We start from the raw sequence: 16665 nt of genomic DNA, 5'->3' as shown, positions 1-16665 counted from the left end.
CAGGCGCTGCCAGCCAGACGATGGGCATCCGGCCACGCGGCGGTCGAGCCGCAGGCCGCTGAAGCACCAAGTGGCAAGAGGAACGAGGTTTCAAACGCTCACGCGCGTGACGCCATGCCGCGCCGCGTCAGACACGCGGCACGACAGCCGTCACGCCTGGCGTGGCAGGATGCTGCGCACGCCAGCGACGCCATGCGCGGCATGCAAGGCGGCCATCGGCAGCTCGTCCATGGACAACCCGCCCAGAGCGAAAACCGGAAGCCCTGCACCATCGACGAGAGCCGCGAACCCGGACCAACCCAGCACCGGCGCGCCTGGATGGCTGGCGGTGGGAAGCACGGGCCCCAGTACGGCGAAATGCGCACCCAGGGCCTTTGCCCGCGCAAGCTCGCCCGCGGTATGCGTGGAAGCGCCGATCCAGGCGCCTTCTGGCAGACTCGTCGGCGCCGTGCCGAGATCCGTACTGCGCAGGTGCACACCGTCCGCCTCGGCCCACCAGCTCGCCGGATGCCGGCTGTTCACGAGCACGCGCGCGCCGCGCGGGCGGGTTTCAGCGAGCAACGCCCGCAAGGCGGCGTGCAGCGAGTCGGCTTCAGGGCCATCGGGCCAGTCCGGCTCGCGCAGCTGGAAGAGGCAGGCGCCTTGATCGAGCGCGGCCCGCACGCGTGCGAGATACGCGGGCAGCCCCTGTGGCGAACCGATACCCCCGATGGCATATCGGCGCGGCACCTGCAGCCAGGCGATCGGCGGCAACGTGGCCGGCAGCAGCTGCCCGCCGCCCAAGCCGGCCTCCAGCGCATCGATGGGCATGCACGGATCCACCCACGTCAACCGCTGACCTTCCCGCCCGATGGGCTCACCTTCCCACGCAGTGACGCGGCAGAAGGCCAGCCGCACCGTGGCGTGGGTGTAGGCGTGGATATGCGTCACCCAGGGTGTCGCCTCGGTCACGCGGATGCCGAGCTCCTCGTCGAGCTCCCGGGCCAGGGCCTGCAAGGCCGTTTCGCCCGGTTCGAGCTTGCCGCCAGGCAATTCCCACCACCCCGCATAGGGCTTGCCTTCGGGACGATCACCCAGCAAGACGCGGCCGCGCGCGTCGATGATGACGCCCGCGGCCACTTCCAGGTACTTCACCTCGCCCTCATTCGCCATGACGTGCTGCCCAGTCCTTGGCGAATTGCCAGGCGATGCGGCCCGAACGTGACCCCCGCTCGATCGTCCACTGCAGCGCCTCGGTGCGCGCCCGATCGATCTCGTCAGCCGGGCAGCCGAGCTCGGTCAGCCAGTGACGCACGATGTCCAGGTAATCGTCCTGCCGGAAAGGATAGAACGACAGCCAGATGCCGAAGCGCTCGGAGAGCGAAATCTTCTCCTCGACAGTCTCGCCGGGATGGATCTCGCCATCGCTCTGGTGACGCGCCTGCAAGTTCTCCTTCATGTACTCCGGCATCAGGTGACGGCGATTGGAGGTGGCGTAGATGATCACGTTGCCGCTGGTCGCCGCGATCGAGCCGTCCAGCACGGACTTGAGCGCCTTGTAGCCCGCCTCGCCTTCCTCGAACGACAGATCGTCGCAGAACACCAGGAAGCGTTCAGGCCGCGCGGCCACGAGGGCCACGATGTCCGGCAGATCGGCCAGATCCTCCTTGTCGACTTCGATCAGGCGCAGGCCGTCGTTGCCGTGGGCGGCCAGCATGGCTTTGACGAGCGAACTCTTGCCCGTGCCGCGCGCCCCCGTCATGAGCACGTTGTTGGCCGGGCGCCCTTTGAGGAACTGCAGCGTGTTGCGCTCGATCACACCCTTTTGCCGATCGATGTGCTGCAAATCGGTCAGATCGATGCGCGCTACGTGGGCGACGGCCTCGAGCCAGCCGCTCGCGCCACGACGGCGCCAGCGAAAGGCGTGGGCCGACCAGTCCACGGGCGGGGGCGCCGGCGGCAGCCAGGCCTCGAGCTGGGCCAGCACGCGGGCGGCCTGCGCCATCAGCGCAGGAAGATCGGGCGCGGCATCCGCGCGGGATGATGCAGTGGTCACGTCGGAATTCCTCGCCGCGGCGCTCACGAGCGGTAGTCGGCGTTGATGCTCACGTAATCGTGCGAAAAATCGCAGGTGTAGACGGTGTCCTTGGCGGTGCCGCGGCCCAGGGCGATGCGCACGCGGATCTCGTCCTGCTTCATCACGCGCTGGCCGTCCTCCTCGCGGTAGGTCGGATTGCGGCCACCGTCGCGGGCCACCCACTCGTCGTCCAGCCACAGGTTCACACGCGAGACATCCAGATCCTCGATGCCGGCGTAGCCGACGGCGGCGAGGATGCGGCCCAGGTTGGGGTCGCTGGCGTAGAAGGCCGTCTTGACCAGCGGCGAGTGCGCCACGGCATAGGCCACCTTCAGGGCCTCCTCGGTGTTGCCGGCTTCTTCCACGCTGATGGTGATGAACTTGGTCGCGCCCTCGGCATCGCGCACGATCTTCTGCGCGAGTTCCTTGGCGATCTCGATGAGCGCCGCGCGCAGCACGAGGAAGCCCGGATGTGTGGGGCCCGTGATCTCGACCTCTGCCTTGCCGGTGGCGGCCACGACGAAGGAATCGTTGGTGGAGGTGTCGCCGTCGACCGTGATGCGGTTGAACGACTGGTCGGCGACGTCACGCGCGAGCTGCTCGAGCACGGGCTGGGCGATGCCGGCGTCCGTGGCGATGAAGCTCAGCATCGTCGCCATGTTCGGGCGGATCATGCCAGCGCCCTTGCTGATGCCGGTAAGCGTGACGGGCTTGCCCTCGATCTGCACGCGCAGCGAGGCGATCTTGGGCAGCGTGTCTGTGGTCATGATGCCGTGGGCGGCATTCATCCAGTTGTCCGGGCGGGCATCGGCCAGCGCCTGCGGCAGGCCGGCCACGATGCGGTCCACGGGCAGCGGCTCGAGGATGACGCCGGTGGAGAACGGCAGGATCTGGCGGGCGTCTGTGAGCAGGAGCGTGGCGAGCGCGTCGCACGTGCGCGCGCATCGGCCAGGCCTTGTGCCCCTGTGCCGGCATTGGCATTGCCGGTGTTGATGACCAGGGCGCGGATGCCGCGCTCGGCATCAGCCAGGTGCTCTTCGCACACCAGCACTGGCGCGGCCTTGAAGCGGTTGCGCGTGAAGACGCCGGCCACACGGGTGCCCGGGGTAAAGCGGAACACGGTCAGGTCGCGTCGATTGGCCTTGCGGATGCCGGCTTCGGTCACGCCGATGTCCACGCCCGCCACGGGGAAGATCGCGCTCTCGTCAGGAATATGCAGGTTCACAGCCATGGAAGCGTCCTTGTCGAAGGAATCAGGGAGGGCCGCCGGCTGGGCGGCCCGAAGGCAAAAGAGGAACTCGTCAGCGACACGCCCGCGTCACGCAGTTGCGCCGCGCCAGCGCGCGTTCACCGGCTCTGGGCCAGCGTGCGAAACGCGGATTCGGCCACGTCCAGCGTGCGGTCGATCACCGCGTCGTCATGCGTGATCGAAACGAAGCCTGCCTCGAAGGCCGACGGCGCAAAATACACGCCCTGGGCCAGGCAGGCCTGGAAGAACGTCTTGAAGGCCCCCACGTCACCCGCGGTGACTTCGGCAAAGCTCGTCGGCACCGTCTCGCTGAAGTACAGGCCGAACATCCCGCCGATGCCATCGGCCGCAAAAGGCACGCCCGCCATCGCGGCGCGTTCGCGCAGGCCTTCGACCAGGCGGTTCGTCTGCTGGGCAAGGCGCTCGTAGAAGCCCGGGGCGCCAATGAGTGCCATCGTAGCCAGGCCCGCAGCCATGGCCACCGGGTTGCCCGAGAGCGTGCCGGCCTGGTAGACCGGACCCAGGGGCGCGATCTGCGCCATGACGTCGCGCCGGCCGCCGAAGGCGCCCACCGGCATGCCGCCGCCGATCACCTTGCCGAGCGTGGTGAGATCCGGGCGAATGCCCGTCAAGCCCTGCACGCCCTGAGGGCCGACCCGAAAGCCGGTCATCACTTCGTCGAAGATCAGCAGTGCGCCGTATTCGGTGCACACCTCGCGCAGCCCTTGCAGGAAGCCGGGCGCGGGCTGGATGAGGTTCATGTTGCCAGCCACCGGCTCGACGATCACGCAGGCGATCTCCGGGCCCCATTGCGCGAACGCCTGGCGCACGGCCTCGACGTCGTTGAAGGGCAGCACCAGCGTGTGCGCCACGAATTCCGGGGGCACGCCGGCCGAGTTCGGATTGCCCAGCGTGAGCAGACCGGAACCGGCCTTCACGAGAAGGCTGTCCGCATGGCCGTGATAGCAGCCTTCGAACTTGATGAGCTTGGGCCGCCCCGTGAAGCCACGCGCGAGACGGATGGCGCTCATGGTGGCTTCCGTGCCGGAGCTCACCAGACGCACCTGCTCCATCGAGGGCAGGCGCGCGGCCAGCGTCTCGGCCAGCTCGATCTCGGCTTCGGTGGGCGCACCAAACGAGAGGCCGTCCACGGCCGCTTCCTGGACGGCGCGGATCACGTCGGGATGCGCATGACCGAGGATGGCCGGCCCCCACGAGCCCACGTAGTCGATGTACTGGGTGCCTTCGGCATCCCAGACATGGGGGCCGCTCGCGCGCTTCAGAAAGCGCGGCGTGCCGCCTACAGAGCGAAAGGCCCGCACGGGGGAGTTCACGCCACCGGGGATGGTGCGGCAGGCGCGATCGAAAAGTTCAGCGTTGGTGGATGTCATGACGTCTCGAAATCAGGCTCAGAAAGCAGCGCCCCCGGCGCGGGCCGGGCGGCGGCTGCGCAACGCCGCGCTAGCGCGGCGCCATGGCGTGGGTGACGGCACGGGCAGCGGCTTCGATGTCATGAGCATCGAAGAGGCCGCTGATGAGCGCCAGGGCGTCGGCGCCTGCGGCGGCCACTGGCGCGGCATTGCCGGGCGTGATGCCGCCGATGGCGACCACGCTCGCCCGCAACGGGCCACCGGCGTTCTCGCACAGGCGCGGGCGGCGCGGATCGTCTCGAGGGGCACGCGCACGGCCGCAGGTTTGGTCGGCGACGGATAGACCGCGCCCATTGCCACACTGGCAGCACCGGCGTCGAGCGCCGCACGCACCCGGTCGAGGTCGTCGTAGCAGGAGACGCCCACCTGGAGCCCGGCGTCGGCCAGACGCCGAACGGTGGCGGCATCGCCATCGTCGCGGCCCAGGTGCACGCCGTCTGCGCCCACCGACAACGCCAGGTCGGCATCGTCATTCACGATGAACGTGACGCCGTGCCGCTGGCAGGCCTCGCGCAGCGCACGGGCCTGGGCAAGCCGAAGCTCCGGCGTGGCAAGCTTGCGGCGCAGCTGCAAGGCTTGCAGCCCCCCGCGCACGGCCTGCGCCAGCGCGTCGAGCAGACGGTCTGTGTCGTCCCATTCCGGGGTGAGACCATAGACGCCCGCCACCCCACGCAATCCCAACGTATGCGCGCGATCGTCATGCCTCGTCGTCGTCGCCGTCCGGCTCGCCGGCGTCCTCGCCCGCGTCGGATCCGGCGCTGCGCGTCCAGAACATGCGGTCTGGCAGCGTGCGGCCCATGCCAGGCTGGAAGCCCGCCTCGAGCGAGCGCCGGGTGAACTGCTGCGCATCGATCACGGCCTGGCGCAACTCGGCGCCGCCCGCGAGCAGCGCGGCCAGCGCCGCCGCAAGCGTGCTTCCGGCCCCGTGGAAACTGCCGGGCAGGCGGCGCCAGGACCAGGCTTCCGCCTGCGGATCGCTGCCCGCCAGCACGTTCACGGGCGCGCCGCCGGCATGGGGCACCCCGGTGACGAAGGCGTGCTGCGGCCCGCAGGCGAGCAGCGCCTGCACGGCATTCTCGGCATCGGACTTGGGCAGGAGCTCTTCGGCGAACCAGTGCTCAAGCCGCCGGTGATCGACCACGACCACGTCGGCCTGCGGCAGCAGCAATTCGAAGATGGCGGCGACCGTGTCGTCGGCGGCCTCGCGGGCGGCTTCGTCGCCATCCACGACCTCGGTGCCCAGATGCACCACGAGCGGCACGTCGGGATAGTCGGCCACGACCTGGGCGACCGCACTCACCGCCTCGGGACTGTAGAGGCTGCCGACCTTGAAGGCCTGCACCGTCATGTCCTCGAGCAGGCACCGGGCCTGATCGTCGATGAATTCCGGGGCCATCGTCTGCAGGTCTTCGACGCCAGCCGTGTCCTGGATGGACAGCCCGGTGAGGACACTCAGTACATGACAGCCCAGGCTGGCGCCGGTGAGCACGTCGGCCTGGATGCCGGCGGCCCCGCTGGGGTCGGTCGGCGCGAAACAGAGCAAAAGAGGTGGGGTCTTGGCGAAGGTCAAGGCGGCCAATTTAGTAAGATGCTGGAAACAGGTCCTGATCGGCGCTTGACCGCACAGCGGTGCAGCCTGAGCGCCGACAGTCCCTAGTGTAAAACGTCAGCAGGAATACCATGCGAACCTGGATGTGTCTAATTTGTGGCTGGATCTATGATGAATCGACGGGCGCGCCGGACGATGGCATCGCTCCCGGAACGAAGTGGGAAGATGTCCCCCCCAATTGGGTCTGTCCCGAATGTGGCGCCCGCAAGGACGACTTCGAGATGGTGGAAATCTGACGCCGGCGTCAGCAATCGGAGAGCACCATGTCTGAGACCGCTGAACAGCCGTTCGACTTGTCGAACCAGTTCCTCATCGCCATGCCGTCGATGGGGGAATCCGGCTTTGCGGGAACGGTGATCTACGTGTGCGAACACACGGCGCGCGGTGCGCTCGGACTGGTCATCAACCGTCCGACCGACCTCACCCTGGGCTCCTTGTTCGAGCGCATCGATCTGAACCTGGAGATCGCGCCGATCAAGGACTCCCCGGTGTTCTTTGGCGGGCCGGTGCAGACGGACCGCGGCTTCGTGCTGCACGCGCCCACGGGCGACTACAACTCCAGCATTCAGGTCGGTGGGCTCACCCTGACCACCTCGCGCGACGTGCTGCAGGCGGTGGCCGCCGGCGATGGCCCGGAGCGCATGCTGGTCACCCTCGGCTATGCCGGGTGGGAGGCTGGCCAACTCGAATCCGAAATGGGCGAAAACGCCTGGCTCACGGTGTCGGCCGACGCCCGCATCATCTTCGACGTGCCGCCCGCCGAGCGCTATCCGGCGGCACTGCGTCTGCTCGGTATCGATCCGATCATGCTGGCGAGCGAAACCGGGCATGCCTGAGCCGGCTGCTGACCAGACCCTTCTCGGCTTCGATGTGGGCACGCGACGTATCGGCGTCGCGTTGGCCAACACGGTGACGCGGATGGCCCGGCCGCTCGCCGTCATCCCTGCCGAGCCCGTGGCGCCGCGCTTTGCCCAGATCCACGCCCTGCTCACCGAATGGCAGGCCCGCACCGTCGTGGTGGGCCTGGCGCTCACCGCCGACGGCGGCGAGCAGCCCGCCACCGGCCGCTGTCGGCGCTTTGCCGACCAGTTGCGCGGACGCTTCGGCGTCGTGGTGCACCTGCAGGACGAGCGCGACTCCTCCCTAGAGGCCCAGGCTATTCTGGGGCGTGGCGGCGACGACGATGCGATGGCTGCCGCCGTGATTTTGCAACGCTATCTGGATGCGTTATAAGACGGGCGCCGGTGTTCTGCCGCGCGCGAATTCCCTCATTCTTTCCTGCGACGTCTGCCCATGAAATCCCTTCCCGACGCAGAAGCGTTGTACGCCGAGCTGCGCGACGCGGTGAAGGCAGCCGTGGCCGCCCTGCCGCCCGGATCGGCCCATCTCGTGGGCATCTATTCGGGTGGTGCGTGGCTGGCTGAGCGCCTGCACGCCGACCTTGGCCTGCCTGAGCGCCACGGTGCCCTGAACATCAGCTTCTATCGCGACGACTTCGACCGCATCGGCCTGCACCACCAGGTGCAGCCCACGGACATCCCCTTCGCCGTCGAAGGCAGCCACATCATCCTCGTCGATGACGTGCTCTACACCGGCCGCACGATTCGCGGCGCCATGAACGAGCTCTTCGACTACGGCCGCCCCGCATCGATCCAGCTGGCCGTGCTCGTGGACCGCGGCGGGCGCCAACTGCCGGTGGCCGCCGCGCTGGCCGCCGCACGTCTGACCGACGTGCCGGATTCGGCCAGCATCAATCTCACGCGCGGCGACGACGGCCGCTTTGCCCTCGCCCTGGAGGATGCCGCGAATGCGTAATCCGCAGTTGAACAAGCATGGTGAACTCACCCACCTGCTCACGCTCGATGGTCTGCCGCGCGACATCGTCACGCGCATCCTCGACACCGCCGAAGCCTTCATCCCGCTCGCCGAACGCGACGTGAAGAAGGTGCCGCTCTTGCGCGGCAAGAGTGTGTTCAATCTCTTCTTCGAGAACTCCACGCGCACGCGCACCACGTTCGAGATCGCGGCCAAGCGGCTCTCGGCAGACGTCTACAACCTGAACATCAACGCTTCGTCCACGAGCAAGGGCGAGTCGCTCCTGGACACCATCAGCAATCTGTCGGCCATGCAGGCGGATCTCTTCGTGGTGCGCCATGCCGCGAGCGGCGCGCCGCACCTGATCGCGCAGCACGTGGCGCCCCACGTGCACGTGGTCAACGCCGGCGATGGCTGGCATGCGCACCCCACGCAGGGGCTGCTCGACATGTTCACCATCCGCCACTACAAGAAGGATTTCTCCAACCTGTGCGTGGCCGTCGTGGGCGATGTCATGCACTCGCGCGTGGCCCGCTCGGACATCCATGCGCTCACGACGCTGGGGGCGGCCGAAGTGCGCGTGATCGGCCCGATGACACTGCTGCCGGGCGGCCTCGAACAGATGGGCGTGCGGGTGTTCCACGACATGCGCGAAGGCCTGAAGGACGTGGACGTGGTGATCATGCTGCGTCTGCAGAACGAGCGCATGCGCGGCGCGCTGCTGCCCTCGCCGCAGGAGTACTACAAGCACTACGGTCTCACCCAGGACAAGCTCGCGCTCGCCAAGCCGGATGCCATCGTCATGCACCCGGGCCCCATGAACCGTGGCGTGGAGATCGAATCGTCGGTCGCGGACGGGCCCCAGGCCGTGATCCTGAACCAGGTCACCTTCGGCATTGCCGTGCGCATGGCGGTGATGAGCATCGTGGCCGGCGCGGCCATCGACTGAGCCAGGACAACCATGAAGCTACACATTCAAGGCGCACGCCTCATCGATCCCGCCTACGGCGTGGATGCTCAGAAAGACGTCTTCATTGCCGGCAGCCGCATCGTCGGCCTGGGCAACGCCCCGGCCGACTTTTCAGCCGACCGCGTCATCGACGCGCGCGGCCTCGCCGTGCTGCCCGGGCTGGTGGATCTCGCCGCGCGCCTGCGCGAACCGGGATTCGAATACCGTGCCACGCTCGAATCCGAGATGCAGGCCGCCCTGGCCGGCGGCGTCACGAGCCTCGTGCTGCCACCGGACACGGACCCTGCCCTGGACGAGCCCGGCTTGGTCGAGATGCTCAAGCACCGCGCCCGCCTGCTCAACCAGGCGCGGCTGTACCCGCTGGGCGCCATGACGGTGGGTCTGAAGGGCGAGAAGCTCACCGAAATGGGCCAGCTCACCGCGGCCGGCTGCGTGGCGTTCTCGCAGGCCGACACCCCGATCACCGACACCAATGTGCTGCTGCGCGCCATGCAGTACGCCCGCACCTTCGGCTACGCCCTGTGGCTGCGCCCCCAGGATCCCTGGCTGGGCGGCGGCGTGGCGGCAAGCGGCTCGTATGCCAGCCGACTCGGGCTCTCCGGCGTCTCGGTGCAGGCCGAGACGATCGCCCTGCACACGATCTTCGAGTTGCAGCGCGTCTCGGGTGCTCGCGTGCACCTGTGCCGCCTGTCCAGTGCGGCCGGGCTCGCGCTGGTGCGCGCCGCGCGTGCCGAAGGCCTGCCCGTGACCTGCGACGTGAGCGCGCACCACGTGCACCTCACGGATCTGGACATCGGTCACTTCGATTCGCACTGCCGCCTCATCCCGCCGCTGCGCGGGCAACGCGATCGCGATGCCATCCAGGCAGCGCTCGCGGACGGCACGATCGACGCCATCTGCTCGGACCACACCCCGGTGGACGACGACAACAAGCTGCTGCCCTTCAGCGAGGCCGAAGCCGGCGCCACAGGCCTGGAGCTGTTGCTCTCGCTCACGGTGAAGTGGGCGCAGCAGAGCGGTGTGCCGCTGGTGCAGGCGCTGGGCAAGATCACGCACGCGCCGGCCACGGTGCTGGGCGATCGTGTGATCGCCTCCTGCGGTCGACTGGAAGTGGGCGGCACGGCCGACCTCGCCATCGTGGATCTCGATACCATGTGGACGGTGCGCGAATCCGAGCTCTACAGTCAGGGCAAGCACACGCCCTTCCTTGGCATCGAGCTGCCGGCACGCGTGCGCGCGACGCTGGTGGACGGTCTGGTGGTGTTCGAGGCGAAAGAGGCCAGCCTCAACGAACGCGCCGCCTGAACGAGGAGCGCAGCCCTCTGCGACACGGGCTGCCCAATTCCTGGGCAACTCTCATAAACCCATGATTCGTCATGGGTTTTTTATTGCCTCCCCAGGCTTTCCCCAGAGATGTTCACAGCTTGCGGGGATAAAGCCATGCAGTAGGTAGTCGACTGCCCAATTCGTAGTCACCCCGGCCAAGTCATTGATATGACGAAGGGTTTCGCACTCACCCCCAGGGTGTCCCCAAGCTTGTTCACAGCCACGGGGGATAACTTGCCATCGACAACGACGCAGCACGTGCGAAACCGCCTGACTATCCGCCGCACAAGGCTCTGCCGAAAGATTAATCAGCCCTAGTAAAGACTTGATTTTTCAGCACAAACCGGAGCAGCCCCCAGGGTGTCCCCAGGGATATGCACACCTGACGGGGAAAACTCGATGCTAGGCTCGGCAACAGTGGATGGCATTGGGGACAACTCGACGTGTGTCCCGCCCTGGCACGCGCCAGCCCATGAAAAACGCGTGCTGCCGAAAAATTCAGCAGCACGCGTAACGTCTTGATTCGAAGGCCAGATTTGCACTCACCCCCAGGGTGGCCCCAGGGCTGTGCACAGCGCGCGGGGATAACCCGTCAGATACCCAGCAGCACGAAAGCCCACACCACCACCATGGCGATGATGCCGAGGAAGCAGCCGCCCCAGAAGCCCGCCACGGGCCAGCGCACACCCAGGGGCAGCGTTTTGGGGTCCACGTGCGCGAGCAGGCGGTTCGCGTTGCCGATCAACCCGGGCCGCTTGCTGCCAGTGAAGATCATGCGGAAGAAGTAATCCAGCGTGATCGCCGCCTGGATCGAGAACGGCTGGTGCTGGAAGGCGCGCTGCTTGAGCATCGGATGCGCGAATGCCTCGTTGATGCGACGCCAGTTGAGGAAGAACAGCACGATGCCGCTCACGAGGACGGTGAGAAGGCAGGCGCCCAGGACGGCGAACGCAAAGCCGAGCAGATAGGAATGCACGTCGGGGTCTCGGAAAAATCAGTTCCGGGCGCCACGCTGGACGCGGGCGAGGTCGGTTTCCAGCATCATGGCCACAAGATCCTCGAGCGCTGTCGTGGCCTGCCAGCCCAGCACGCGCTGCGCCTTGGCCGGATTGCCGAGCAGGATGTCGACTTCAGCCGGGCGATAGAAGGCCGGATCGACCTTCACGTAATCCTCGTAGTTCAGCCCAACATGGCTGAAGGCGAGCTCGCAGAAGCGGCGCACGCTCACGGTGCGACCCGTGGCGATGACGTAGTCGCCGCCCTGGGGCTGTTGCAGCATGCGCCACATCGCGTCGACGTAGTCCCCCGCAAAGCCCCAGTCGCGCTGGGCGTCCAGGTTGCCCAGGCGAAGTTCGTTCTGCAGGCCGAGCTTGATGCGCGCCACGGCGTCGGTCACCTTGCGCGTGACGAACTCGAGCCCGCGCAGCGGCGATTCATGATTGAAGAGAATGCCGCTGGAGGTATGCAGACCGAAGCTCTCGCGGTAATTCACCGTCATCCAGTGGGCATAGAGCTTGGCCACGCCGTACGGGCTGCGCGGATAGAACGGCGTGTTCTCGTCCTGGCGCTCGGCCTGGATGAGGCCGAACATCTCGCTCGTGGAGGCCTGATAGAAGCGCGCCTCGGGGGCGGCCAGTCGCACGGCCTCGAGCACGTTGACCGCACCGATACCCGTGGCCTGCCCCGTGAGCAGCGGCTGGTCCCACGAGCTGCCCACGAAGCTCTGCGCGCCGAGGTTGTACACCTCGTCCGGGCGACTCTTCTCCACGGCGCGCAGCACCGAGGACAAGTCCGTCAGGTCGCCGTTGATCAGGCGCACGTCGTCTTCGGCCTGGACCTCGCGCAGGCGCCACAGGGTGTCCGTGGAGCGTCGCGGCTGAAAGCCCCAGACGTCATAGCCCTTGTCGAGCAGCAGACGCGCCAGATAGGCGCCGTCCTGGCCGCTGATGCCGGTGATCAAAGCGCTCTTGGTCATATCGCGTATTCCTGTTGGCGCCACCACTCCACGAGAGTGGCCAGCGTTTCGTCAAAATCGCAGGCCGGTGTCCAGCCCGTATCGGCACGCAGCTTGTCGCTGCTGCCTACCATGCGCACCTGCTCGTTTGGGCGCAGCAACGCCGGATCGGTCTCGAGCGTGACTTGCAGCCCGACCGTCTCCAGCATGCGCGCGAGCAGATCCGACAACTGCGTCTCCACGCCCGAGCAGACGTTGTAGATCTCGCCCGCCCGGCCGGCGGAAAACAGGCAGAAGTATGCCGCAAGCACGTCGCGCACGTCGGTAAAGTCGCGCGTGACAGCCAGATTGCCGGTCACCAGGCGCGGGGATTCCATGCCCATCATGATGCGAGCCACCCGACGGGCGAAACCGGACACCGCAAAGCGTTCGTCCTGCCCAGGGCCCGTGTGGTTGAAGGGGCGGGCGATCACCACATCCAGGCCTTCCGTGAAATGCCACTGGCGGCACAGCGCCTCGGCCGCGAGCTTGCTTACCGCGTACGGATTGCGCGGCGCGGGCAAGCGGGCCTCCGAGACGGGCAGTGCTTCGGGCTCGACTGCACCATAGACGTCCGCACTGCTCACGTACAGCAGCCGGCCAGCGAAGCCTTCGTCACGCAGCGCCTGCAGCAGATGCAGCGTGCCGCCCACGTTCACGGCGAAGGTGCCTGCGGGATCGCGAAACGCCTGCGGCACGAAACTCTGGGCCGCCAAGTGCAGGACGGCATCCGGGCGCGCGGTGCGTACCATGGCGCACACGGCCTCGGCATCGCAGACGTCGTACGGCGCTTCGGGCAGGACCAGGGTGTAATGATCGGCATAGGCCGAGGCGGGTAGCCAGGCCTGCAGATTCTGGCCGACGAAACCGCGATGGCCGGTGACGAGCAGCCGGCGCGGCGTTGGGGATGGGCTCATGCGGGATCTCCCGGCGGCGCACCGGGCCCGCAGGCCAGATGCACCGCCCTGGTGGACGCTAGCGCGCGCGCGAGATGCGCACTTCAGCGCCGCGGCGTTTCACTTCGAGGCCTTCGGAGGGCAGGATGCGCAGGCCTTCGAGGCCCTTGATGTAGCTCGAGCCCTGCATCTGCATGACTCGGATCTTGTTGCGCATCACGGTCGGGCTCACCTGCGGCATGCCAAAGAGCCAGACTTCTTCGAGCAGGCGCGCGGAATTGAACTCGCCCGTGTGCCGCCCACCCGTGCCCAGGCACAGGATGTGGCCTTCGCGGCCGAACACTGGCACGTGGCCGTTCGGGCAGGGGAACGTCCAGGCCGTACCGCCCTCGTAGCGCCAGCCGGTGGCCAGATCCCACCAGGCTTCGCCCGCCGGGAAATACACCGTGACTTCATCGCCCGAGGCGAGCAACGGGGTCACGAGCAGCGCCGGGCCCAGCAGATACTGCGACTCGTAGGCTTGCGCCTCGGGATCGTTCGGAAAGGCCAGCGCCATGCTGCGCTGCACGGGCAGCCCGTTGCGCGCGGAATCCTCGATCGCGCCCAGCACATAGGGCACGAGGCGATAGCGCCACTGCAGCCACGTGCGTGCGCGGGCTTGCGCAGCCTCGTCCAGCGCCGTCGGCAGCAGCGCCGGCAGGCCCTGCAGACGCACATTGGCACTGAAGACACCGAGCATCAGCCAGCGCTGATAAAGCTCGGGCGTCATGCCATCCAGGGGAGCGTTCTGGTTGCCGAGCTCGTGAAAGAGGATCGGCACCCCACTCGACCCGGTGGTGAGCGCGGCGCGCAGCGTGGCCGCGAGGCCATCCCAGGTGTTGGGCACGGCAGGGCCGGCCATGAAGGGCAGGCGCTGCCCGGCCGGGAAGGTGTCCCGATGCAGCACCACGCCCTCGGGCGGCACCTTGTTCCAGGCCGCGGCCTCGAAGAGATTGCGCGCCGTGAGCAGCGGATACAGCGTGCGCAGACGGGCATGGCTCGCGCCGTTGCGCGCGTTGACCGTATCGGGGATGTCCAGCTGCGCATCGCAGGCGATGGCGTCGACGCCATCATCGAAGAGCTGGCGATTGCGTTCGCACCAGAAGTTGTAGACGTCCTTGTGCGTGAGATCGAGCAGACCGAAGGCCGCGCCGCCCGTGGCGGGCACGCCGTCGAACACGTGCGCCCCGCCCGCTTCGGCTTCGAGCAGCCAGCCGCGGTCTTCGAGTTCCTCGAACATGGGGCTCGATTGCAGCACGGCCGCATGCCGTGGGCGCAGATGCGCAGATCCGTCGCCTTGCCATGGGCGAGCATGCCCTTCACGTCCGGAAAGCGCGCGGCATCCCACTCGAAGGCCTGTTTGCCGCGGATGTCCCAGGCGATAGGGGCATCCAGGCTGATGACTTCGATCGGGAACTGGCCTTCGCGCAGCTCGGCAGCGAGACTCACCAGGGCTTCCGCGGAGGATTCCGGCGGCTGGCGCAGCCAGGGGCCCAGGCTCCAGAGCGGGGGCTGGCCCGCGCGGCCCGTGAGCTGACTGTACTGGCTCAGGATTTCGCCGGGCTCGCCGGTGTAGAAGAAGATGTCCAGGCGGCGATCGGCGACTTCGATAACGTGATGCCCGGGCAGTGCCTCGGCATCGACGCGGTGCACGATGCGCCCCAGGGCATTGACGTGCACGCCCCAGCCGCGCGGGCTCCAGGCCAGCGGCAGCATGCGGGCGGCGGGATCGTCGGACACCAGGGTTTCGCCGCGACGATCCAGGGTGGTCAGACTTTCGCCAAGCCCGTGAATGACGTCATCCTCGTGCAGCGCCACGGCAAAGAGCCAGGCGCCCGCGTCGTCCTGCGCGGTGGCCATGCCCAGGCCGGCGTCGGCCGGCTCGCCGGTGTCCAGCAGCAGCTGGCCATGGCGCTCCAGGCGCAGGCGCACGGGATCGGCATTCAGCGTGAGGACGTCGTCGCCCTGCTGGATACGCCAGCCACCCTCGACGACTTCCAGCACGCCCTCGCCCACCGGCTCGTCGCGCGCAAGCAGCGCGGCAAGCTCGCTCGCGCGATCCGCCGCCGTCGGGCCGTGAGCGACCTGCAGGCGAAACACGCCAGGGGCATGCGCTTCGATGGTCAGCGTGCCACCCGCGCCGGTCGTGAACTCGAACGTGGTGGAAGTTGCGCTGGTGTGGCTGAGCGGCCCGAGATTCTGGTAGCGGGATCGCTGGAAGTTCGTCGAGTCGCGCATATCCGCCAATTCGTGTAAAACCGCTATTTTGACGGATTTGCCGTCGTAAATAAACCACTGTCCCCTATGCTAGGCCGAGATACGCCCGGACGCGGCGTCTCAGGCGCCGGCTGACCCGCGTGCCGGGTCCACACAGGCGGCAAGCTCGCGCTCGACAGTTGCCGGTGCGCCCTGCAAGGCATCGGCCAGCATCTGCCCCCCCAGTGCGCTCCAGCTCATGCCGCGCGAGGCATGCGCCGCCGTGAGAAAGATACCGGCGGCACCGGGCAGCGCGCCCACCGCCGGCAGCCGCCCAGGCAGCACCGCGCGCCATCCCGCCCAGCCGCCGGTGCCCGCAGGCAACTGCGCCACGCTCGATGCGGGCAGCAGGGTCTGCCAATGCGCGAGGTTGACCGCGTGCCCGGCCGCCGTGACCGGTGGCGCCGAGCCAGGCGGAGTGACGTGATCGTAGGTGCTGCCCACTACGGCATGGCCCGCGACGGCGGGCAGCACATAACCATCCCCCGCCACGATGCAGCGTGGCGGCAGTCTGGCAGACACCGGCAGCAGCGAGACTTGCCCGGCCACCTGCTGCAAGCCGGCGCCCAGCGGCCAGTCGAGCCCGCTGGCCGCGAGCAGCCCGGGCACGGCGCCGGCTGCCGCCAGGACGACGATGTCGGCTTCACCCAGCACGGCGCCGGCCGCGTCGTGGGCCTGCCAGCGCGCCCCGTGCGCCACGAGGCGCGTCACCTGGGCCGTCTGCCGCTCAATGGCGGGGTGCGCCAGCAGGTAGGCACACAGCGCGGGGGGCAGCACCTGCAACCCACCCGGAAAATACAGGCCATCGCGCCCGACCGGCTGCCCGGCGAGCGCCGCAGCCTCGGCTGCGTCCACGAGGTGCAGCCAGGCGCGTGGCCAGCCCCGGGCGGCGATGCCCGCCCGCCAGGCCGCCGCGCTGTCGGCATCGCGGGCCTGACGTCGCGGCATCACCTGCACGGTGCCGCACCGGATGGCCACGGACTCGGGCGGCACGTCGCCCGGCGTGGCGATCCTGGGCGCCGCGCC

Annotated in this window: 15 protein-coding genes and 2 pseudogenes; 6 read left to right on the top strand and 11 right to left on the bottom strand. The window is 68.0% G+C overall.

What is annotated here, in order from left to right:
• Positions 1 to 150: 150 nt before the first annotated feature.
• The 6 genes and pseudogenes from IMZ29_RS17990 to thiD form a co-directional block, all read right to left on the bottom strand.
• Entirely contained in the window at positions 151 to 1152 is a 1002-nt protein-coding gene (locus IMZ29_RS17990; protein WP_216186654.1) for a Nudix family hydrolase, read from the bottom strand.
• Positions 1142 to 1984, bottom strand: coding sequence for an ATP-binding protein (locus tag IMZ29_RS17985; RefSeq protein ID WP_216186690.1), 843 nt, complete (start codon positions 1982 to 1984; stop codon positions 1142 to 1144). Before IMZ29_RS17985 ends, IMZ29_RS17990 begins: the two co-directional genes overlap by 11 nt.
• Positions 1985 to 2058: 74 nt before the next feature.
• Positions 2059 to 3287 (bottom strand): annotated as a pseudogene (argJ, locus tag IMZ29_RS17980) (bifunctional glutamate N-acetyltransferase/amino-acid acetyltransferase ArgJ).
• A gap of 116 nt (positions 3288 to 3403) precedes the next feature.
• On the bottom strand, positions 3404 to 4696 hold the full coding sequence (gene hemL / locus IMZ29_RS17975; protein ID WP_216186652.1) for a glutamate-1-semialdehyde 2,1-aminomutase: 1293 nt from the start codon (positions 4694 to 4696) through the stop codon (positions 3404 to 3406).
• Between the two features lie 18 nt (positions 4697 to 4714).
• Positions 4715 to 5401, bottom strand: a complete 687-nt coding sequence (locus tag IMZ29_RS23395; protein ID WP_371820339.1) for a thiamine phosphate synthase — start codon at positions 5399 to 5401, stop codon at positions 4715 to 4717.
• A 31-nt stretch (positions 5402 to 5432) separates the two neighbouring features.
• On the bottom strand, positions 5433 to 6314 hold the full coding sequence (gene thiD / locus IMZ29_RS22900; protein WP_253207234.1) for a bifunctional hydroxymethylpyrimidine kinase/phosphomethylpyrimidine kinase: 882 nt from the start codon (positions 6312 to 6314) through the stop codon (positions 5433 to 5435).
• A gap of 101 nt (positions 6315 to 6415) precedes the next feature.
• Between thiD and IMZ29_RS17965 the strand changes: the two genes are divergently transcribed.
• Genes IMZ29_RS17965 through IMZ29_RS17940 form a run of 6 tightly spaced genes read left to right on the top strand, consistent with a single transcriptional unit; the run spans position 6416 to position 10434 of the window.
• Positions 6416 to 6580, top strand: coding sequence for a rubredoxin (locus IMZ29_RS17965; RefSeq protein WP_216186650.1), 165 nt, complete (start codon positions 6416 to 6418; stop codon positions 6578 to 6580).
• A 27-nt stretch (positions 6581 to 6607) separates the two neighbouring features.
• The gene (locus IMZ29_RS17960; RefSeq protein ID WP_216186648.1) at positions 6608 to 7180 is read left to right on the top strand and encodes a YqgE/AlgH family protein; all 573 of its coding nucleotides are present in this window, start codon (positions 6608 to 6610) and stop codon (positions 7178 to 7180) included.
• Entirely contained in the window at positions 7173 to 7577 is a 405-nt protein-coding gene (ruvX, locus tag IMZ29_RS17955; RefSeq protein WP_216186646.1) for a Holliday junction resolvase RuvX, read from the top strand. Before IMZ29_RS17960 ends, ruvX begins: the two co-directional genes overlap by 8 nt.
• Before the next feature lie 60 nt (positions 7578 to 7637).
• Positions 7638 to 8159 carry a bifunctional pyr operon transcriptional regulator/uracil phosphoribosyltransferase PyrR gene (gene pyrR, locus IMZ29_RS17950; protein WP_216186644.1) on the top strand — a complete coding sequence of 174 codons (522 nt, stop codon included), beginning with the start codon at positions 7638 to 7640 and terminating at the stop codon, positions 8157 to 8159.
• Positions 8143 to 9108: an aspartate carbamoyltransferase catalytic subunit gene (locus tag IMZ29_RS17945; RefSeq protein WP_216186642.1), complete on the top strand. Its 966-nt coding sequence runs from the start codon at positions 8143 to 8145 to the stop codon at positions 9106 to 9108. Before pyrR ends, IMZ29_RS17945 begins: the two co-directional genes overlap by 17 nt.
• A gap of 12 nt (positions 9109 to 9120) precedes the next feature.
• Positions 9121 to 10434 carry a dihydroorotase gene (locus tag IMZ29_RS17940; RefSeq protein ID WP_216186640.1) on the top strand — a complete coding sequence of 438 codons (1314 nt, stop codon included), beginning with the start codon at positions 9121 to 9123 and terminating at the stop codon, positions 10432 to 10434.
• Positions 10435 to 11047: 613 nt separating this feature from the next.
• Here IMZ29_RS17940 and IMZ29_RS17935 read toward each other — a convergent pair.
• The 5 genes and pseudogenes from IMZ29_RS17935 to IMZ29_RS17915 form a co-directional block, all read right to left on the bottom strand.
• Positions 11048 to 11431, bottom strand: a complete 384-nt coding sequence (locus tag IMZ29_RS17935) for a hypothetical protein (protein ID WP_216186638.1) — start codon at positions 11429 to 11431, stop codon at positions 11048 to 11050.
• 18 nt (positions 11432 to 11449) lie between these two features.
• Positions 11450 to 12430, bottom strand: a complete 981-nt coding sequence (locus tag IMZ29_RS17930; RefSeq protein WP_216186636.1) for a GDP-mannose 4,6-dehydratase — start codon at positions 12428 to 12430, stop codon at positions 11450 to 11452.
• Positions 12427 to 13365 (bottom strand): GDP-mannose 4,6-dehydratase, encoded by a 939-nt coding sequence (locus tag IMZ29_RS17925; RefSeq protein WP_216186633.1) that lies wholly within the window; start codon positions 13363 to 13365, stop codon positions 12427 to 12429. Before IMZ29_RS17925 ends, IMZ29_RS17930 begins: the two co-directional genes overlap by 4 nt.
• Before the next feature lie 58 nt (positions 13366 to 13423).
• Positions 13424 to 15621: pseudogene (locus tag IMZ29_RS23490) on the bottom strand (glycoside hydrolase family 31 protein).
• Positions 15622 to 15720: 99 nt separating this feature from the next.
• Positions 15721 to 16665: FAD-dependent oxidoreductase (locus tag IMZ29_RS17915; RefSeq protein WP_216186631.1), on the bottom strand; the 945-nt coding region annotated here is incomplete at its 5' end.

This window comes from Verticiella alkaliphila, assembly GCF_018904615.1.
Classification (GTDB): Bacteria; Pseudomonadota; Gammaproteobacteria; order Burkholderiales; family Burkholderiaceae_B; genus Verticiella; species Verticiella alkaliphila.
Note: the sequence above shows the minus strand (reverse complement) of the source record. Positions and strands in the feature narration are given on the sequence as shown.

Excerpts from the sequence above, each read along its gene's own strand:
- IMZ29_RS17990 (WP_216186654.1), bottom strand. The coding sequence starts at position 1,152 with ATGGCGAATGAGGGCGAGGTGAAGTACCTGGAAGTGGCCGCGGGCGTC.
- IMZ29_RS17985 (WP_216186690.1), bottom strand. The coding sequence starts at position 1,984 with ATGGCGCAGGCCGCCCGCGTGCTGGCCCAGCTCGAGGCCTGGCTGCCG.
- hemL (WP_216186652.1), bottom strand. The coding sequence starts at position 4,696 with ATGACATCCACCAACGCTGAACTTTTCGATCGCGCCTGCCGCACCATC.
- IMZ29_RS17965 (WP_216186650.1), top strand. The coding sequence starts at position 6,416 with ATGCGAACCTGGATGTGTCTAATTTGTGGCTGGATCTATGATGAATCG.
- IMZ29_RS17960 (WP_216186648.1), top strand. The coding sequence starts at position 6,608 with ATGTCTGAGACCGCTGAACAGCCGTTCGACTTGTCGAACCAGTTCCTC.
- ruvX (WP_216186646.1), top strand. The coding sequence starts at position 7,173 with ATGCCTGAGCCGGCTGCTGACCAGACCCTTCTCGGCTTCGATGTGGGC.
- pyrR (WP_216186644.1), top strand. The coding sequence starts at position 7,638 with ATGAAATCCCTTCCCGACGCAGAAGCGTTGTACGCCGAGCTGCGCGAC.
- IMZ29_RS17945 (WP_216186642.1), top strand. The coding sequence starts at position 8,143 with ATGCCGCGAATGCGTAATCCGCAGTTGAACAAGCATGGTGAACTCACC.
- IMZ29_RS17940 (WP_216186640.1), top strand. The coding sequence starts at position 9,121 with ATGAAGCTACACATTCAAGGCGCACGCCTCATCGATCCCGCCTACGGC.
- IMZ29_RS17930 (WP_216186636.1), bottom strand. The coding sequence starts at position 12,430 with ATGACCAAGAGCGCTTTGATCACCGGCATCAGCGGCCAGGACGGCGCC.
- IMZ29_RS17925 (WP_216186633.1), bottom strand. The coding sequence starts at position 13,365 with ATGAGCCCATCCCCAACGCCGCGCCGGCTGCTCGTCACCGGCCATCGC.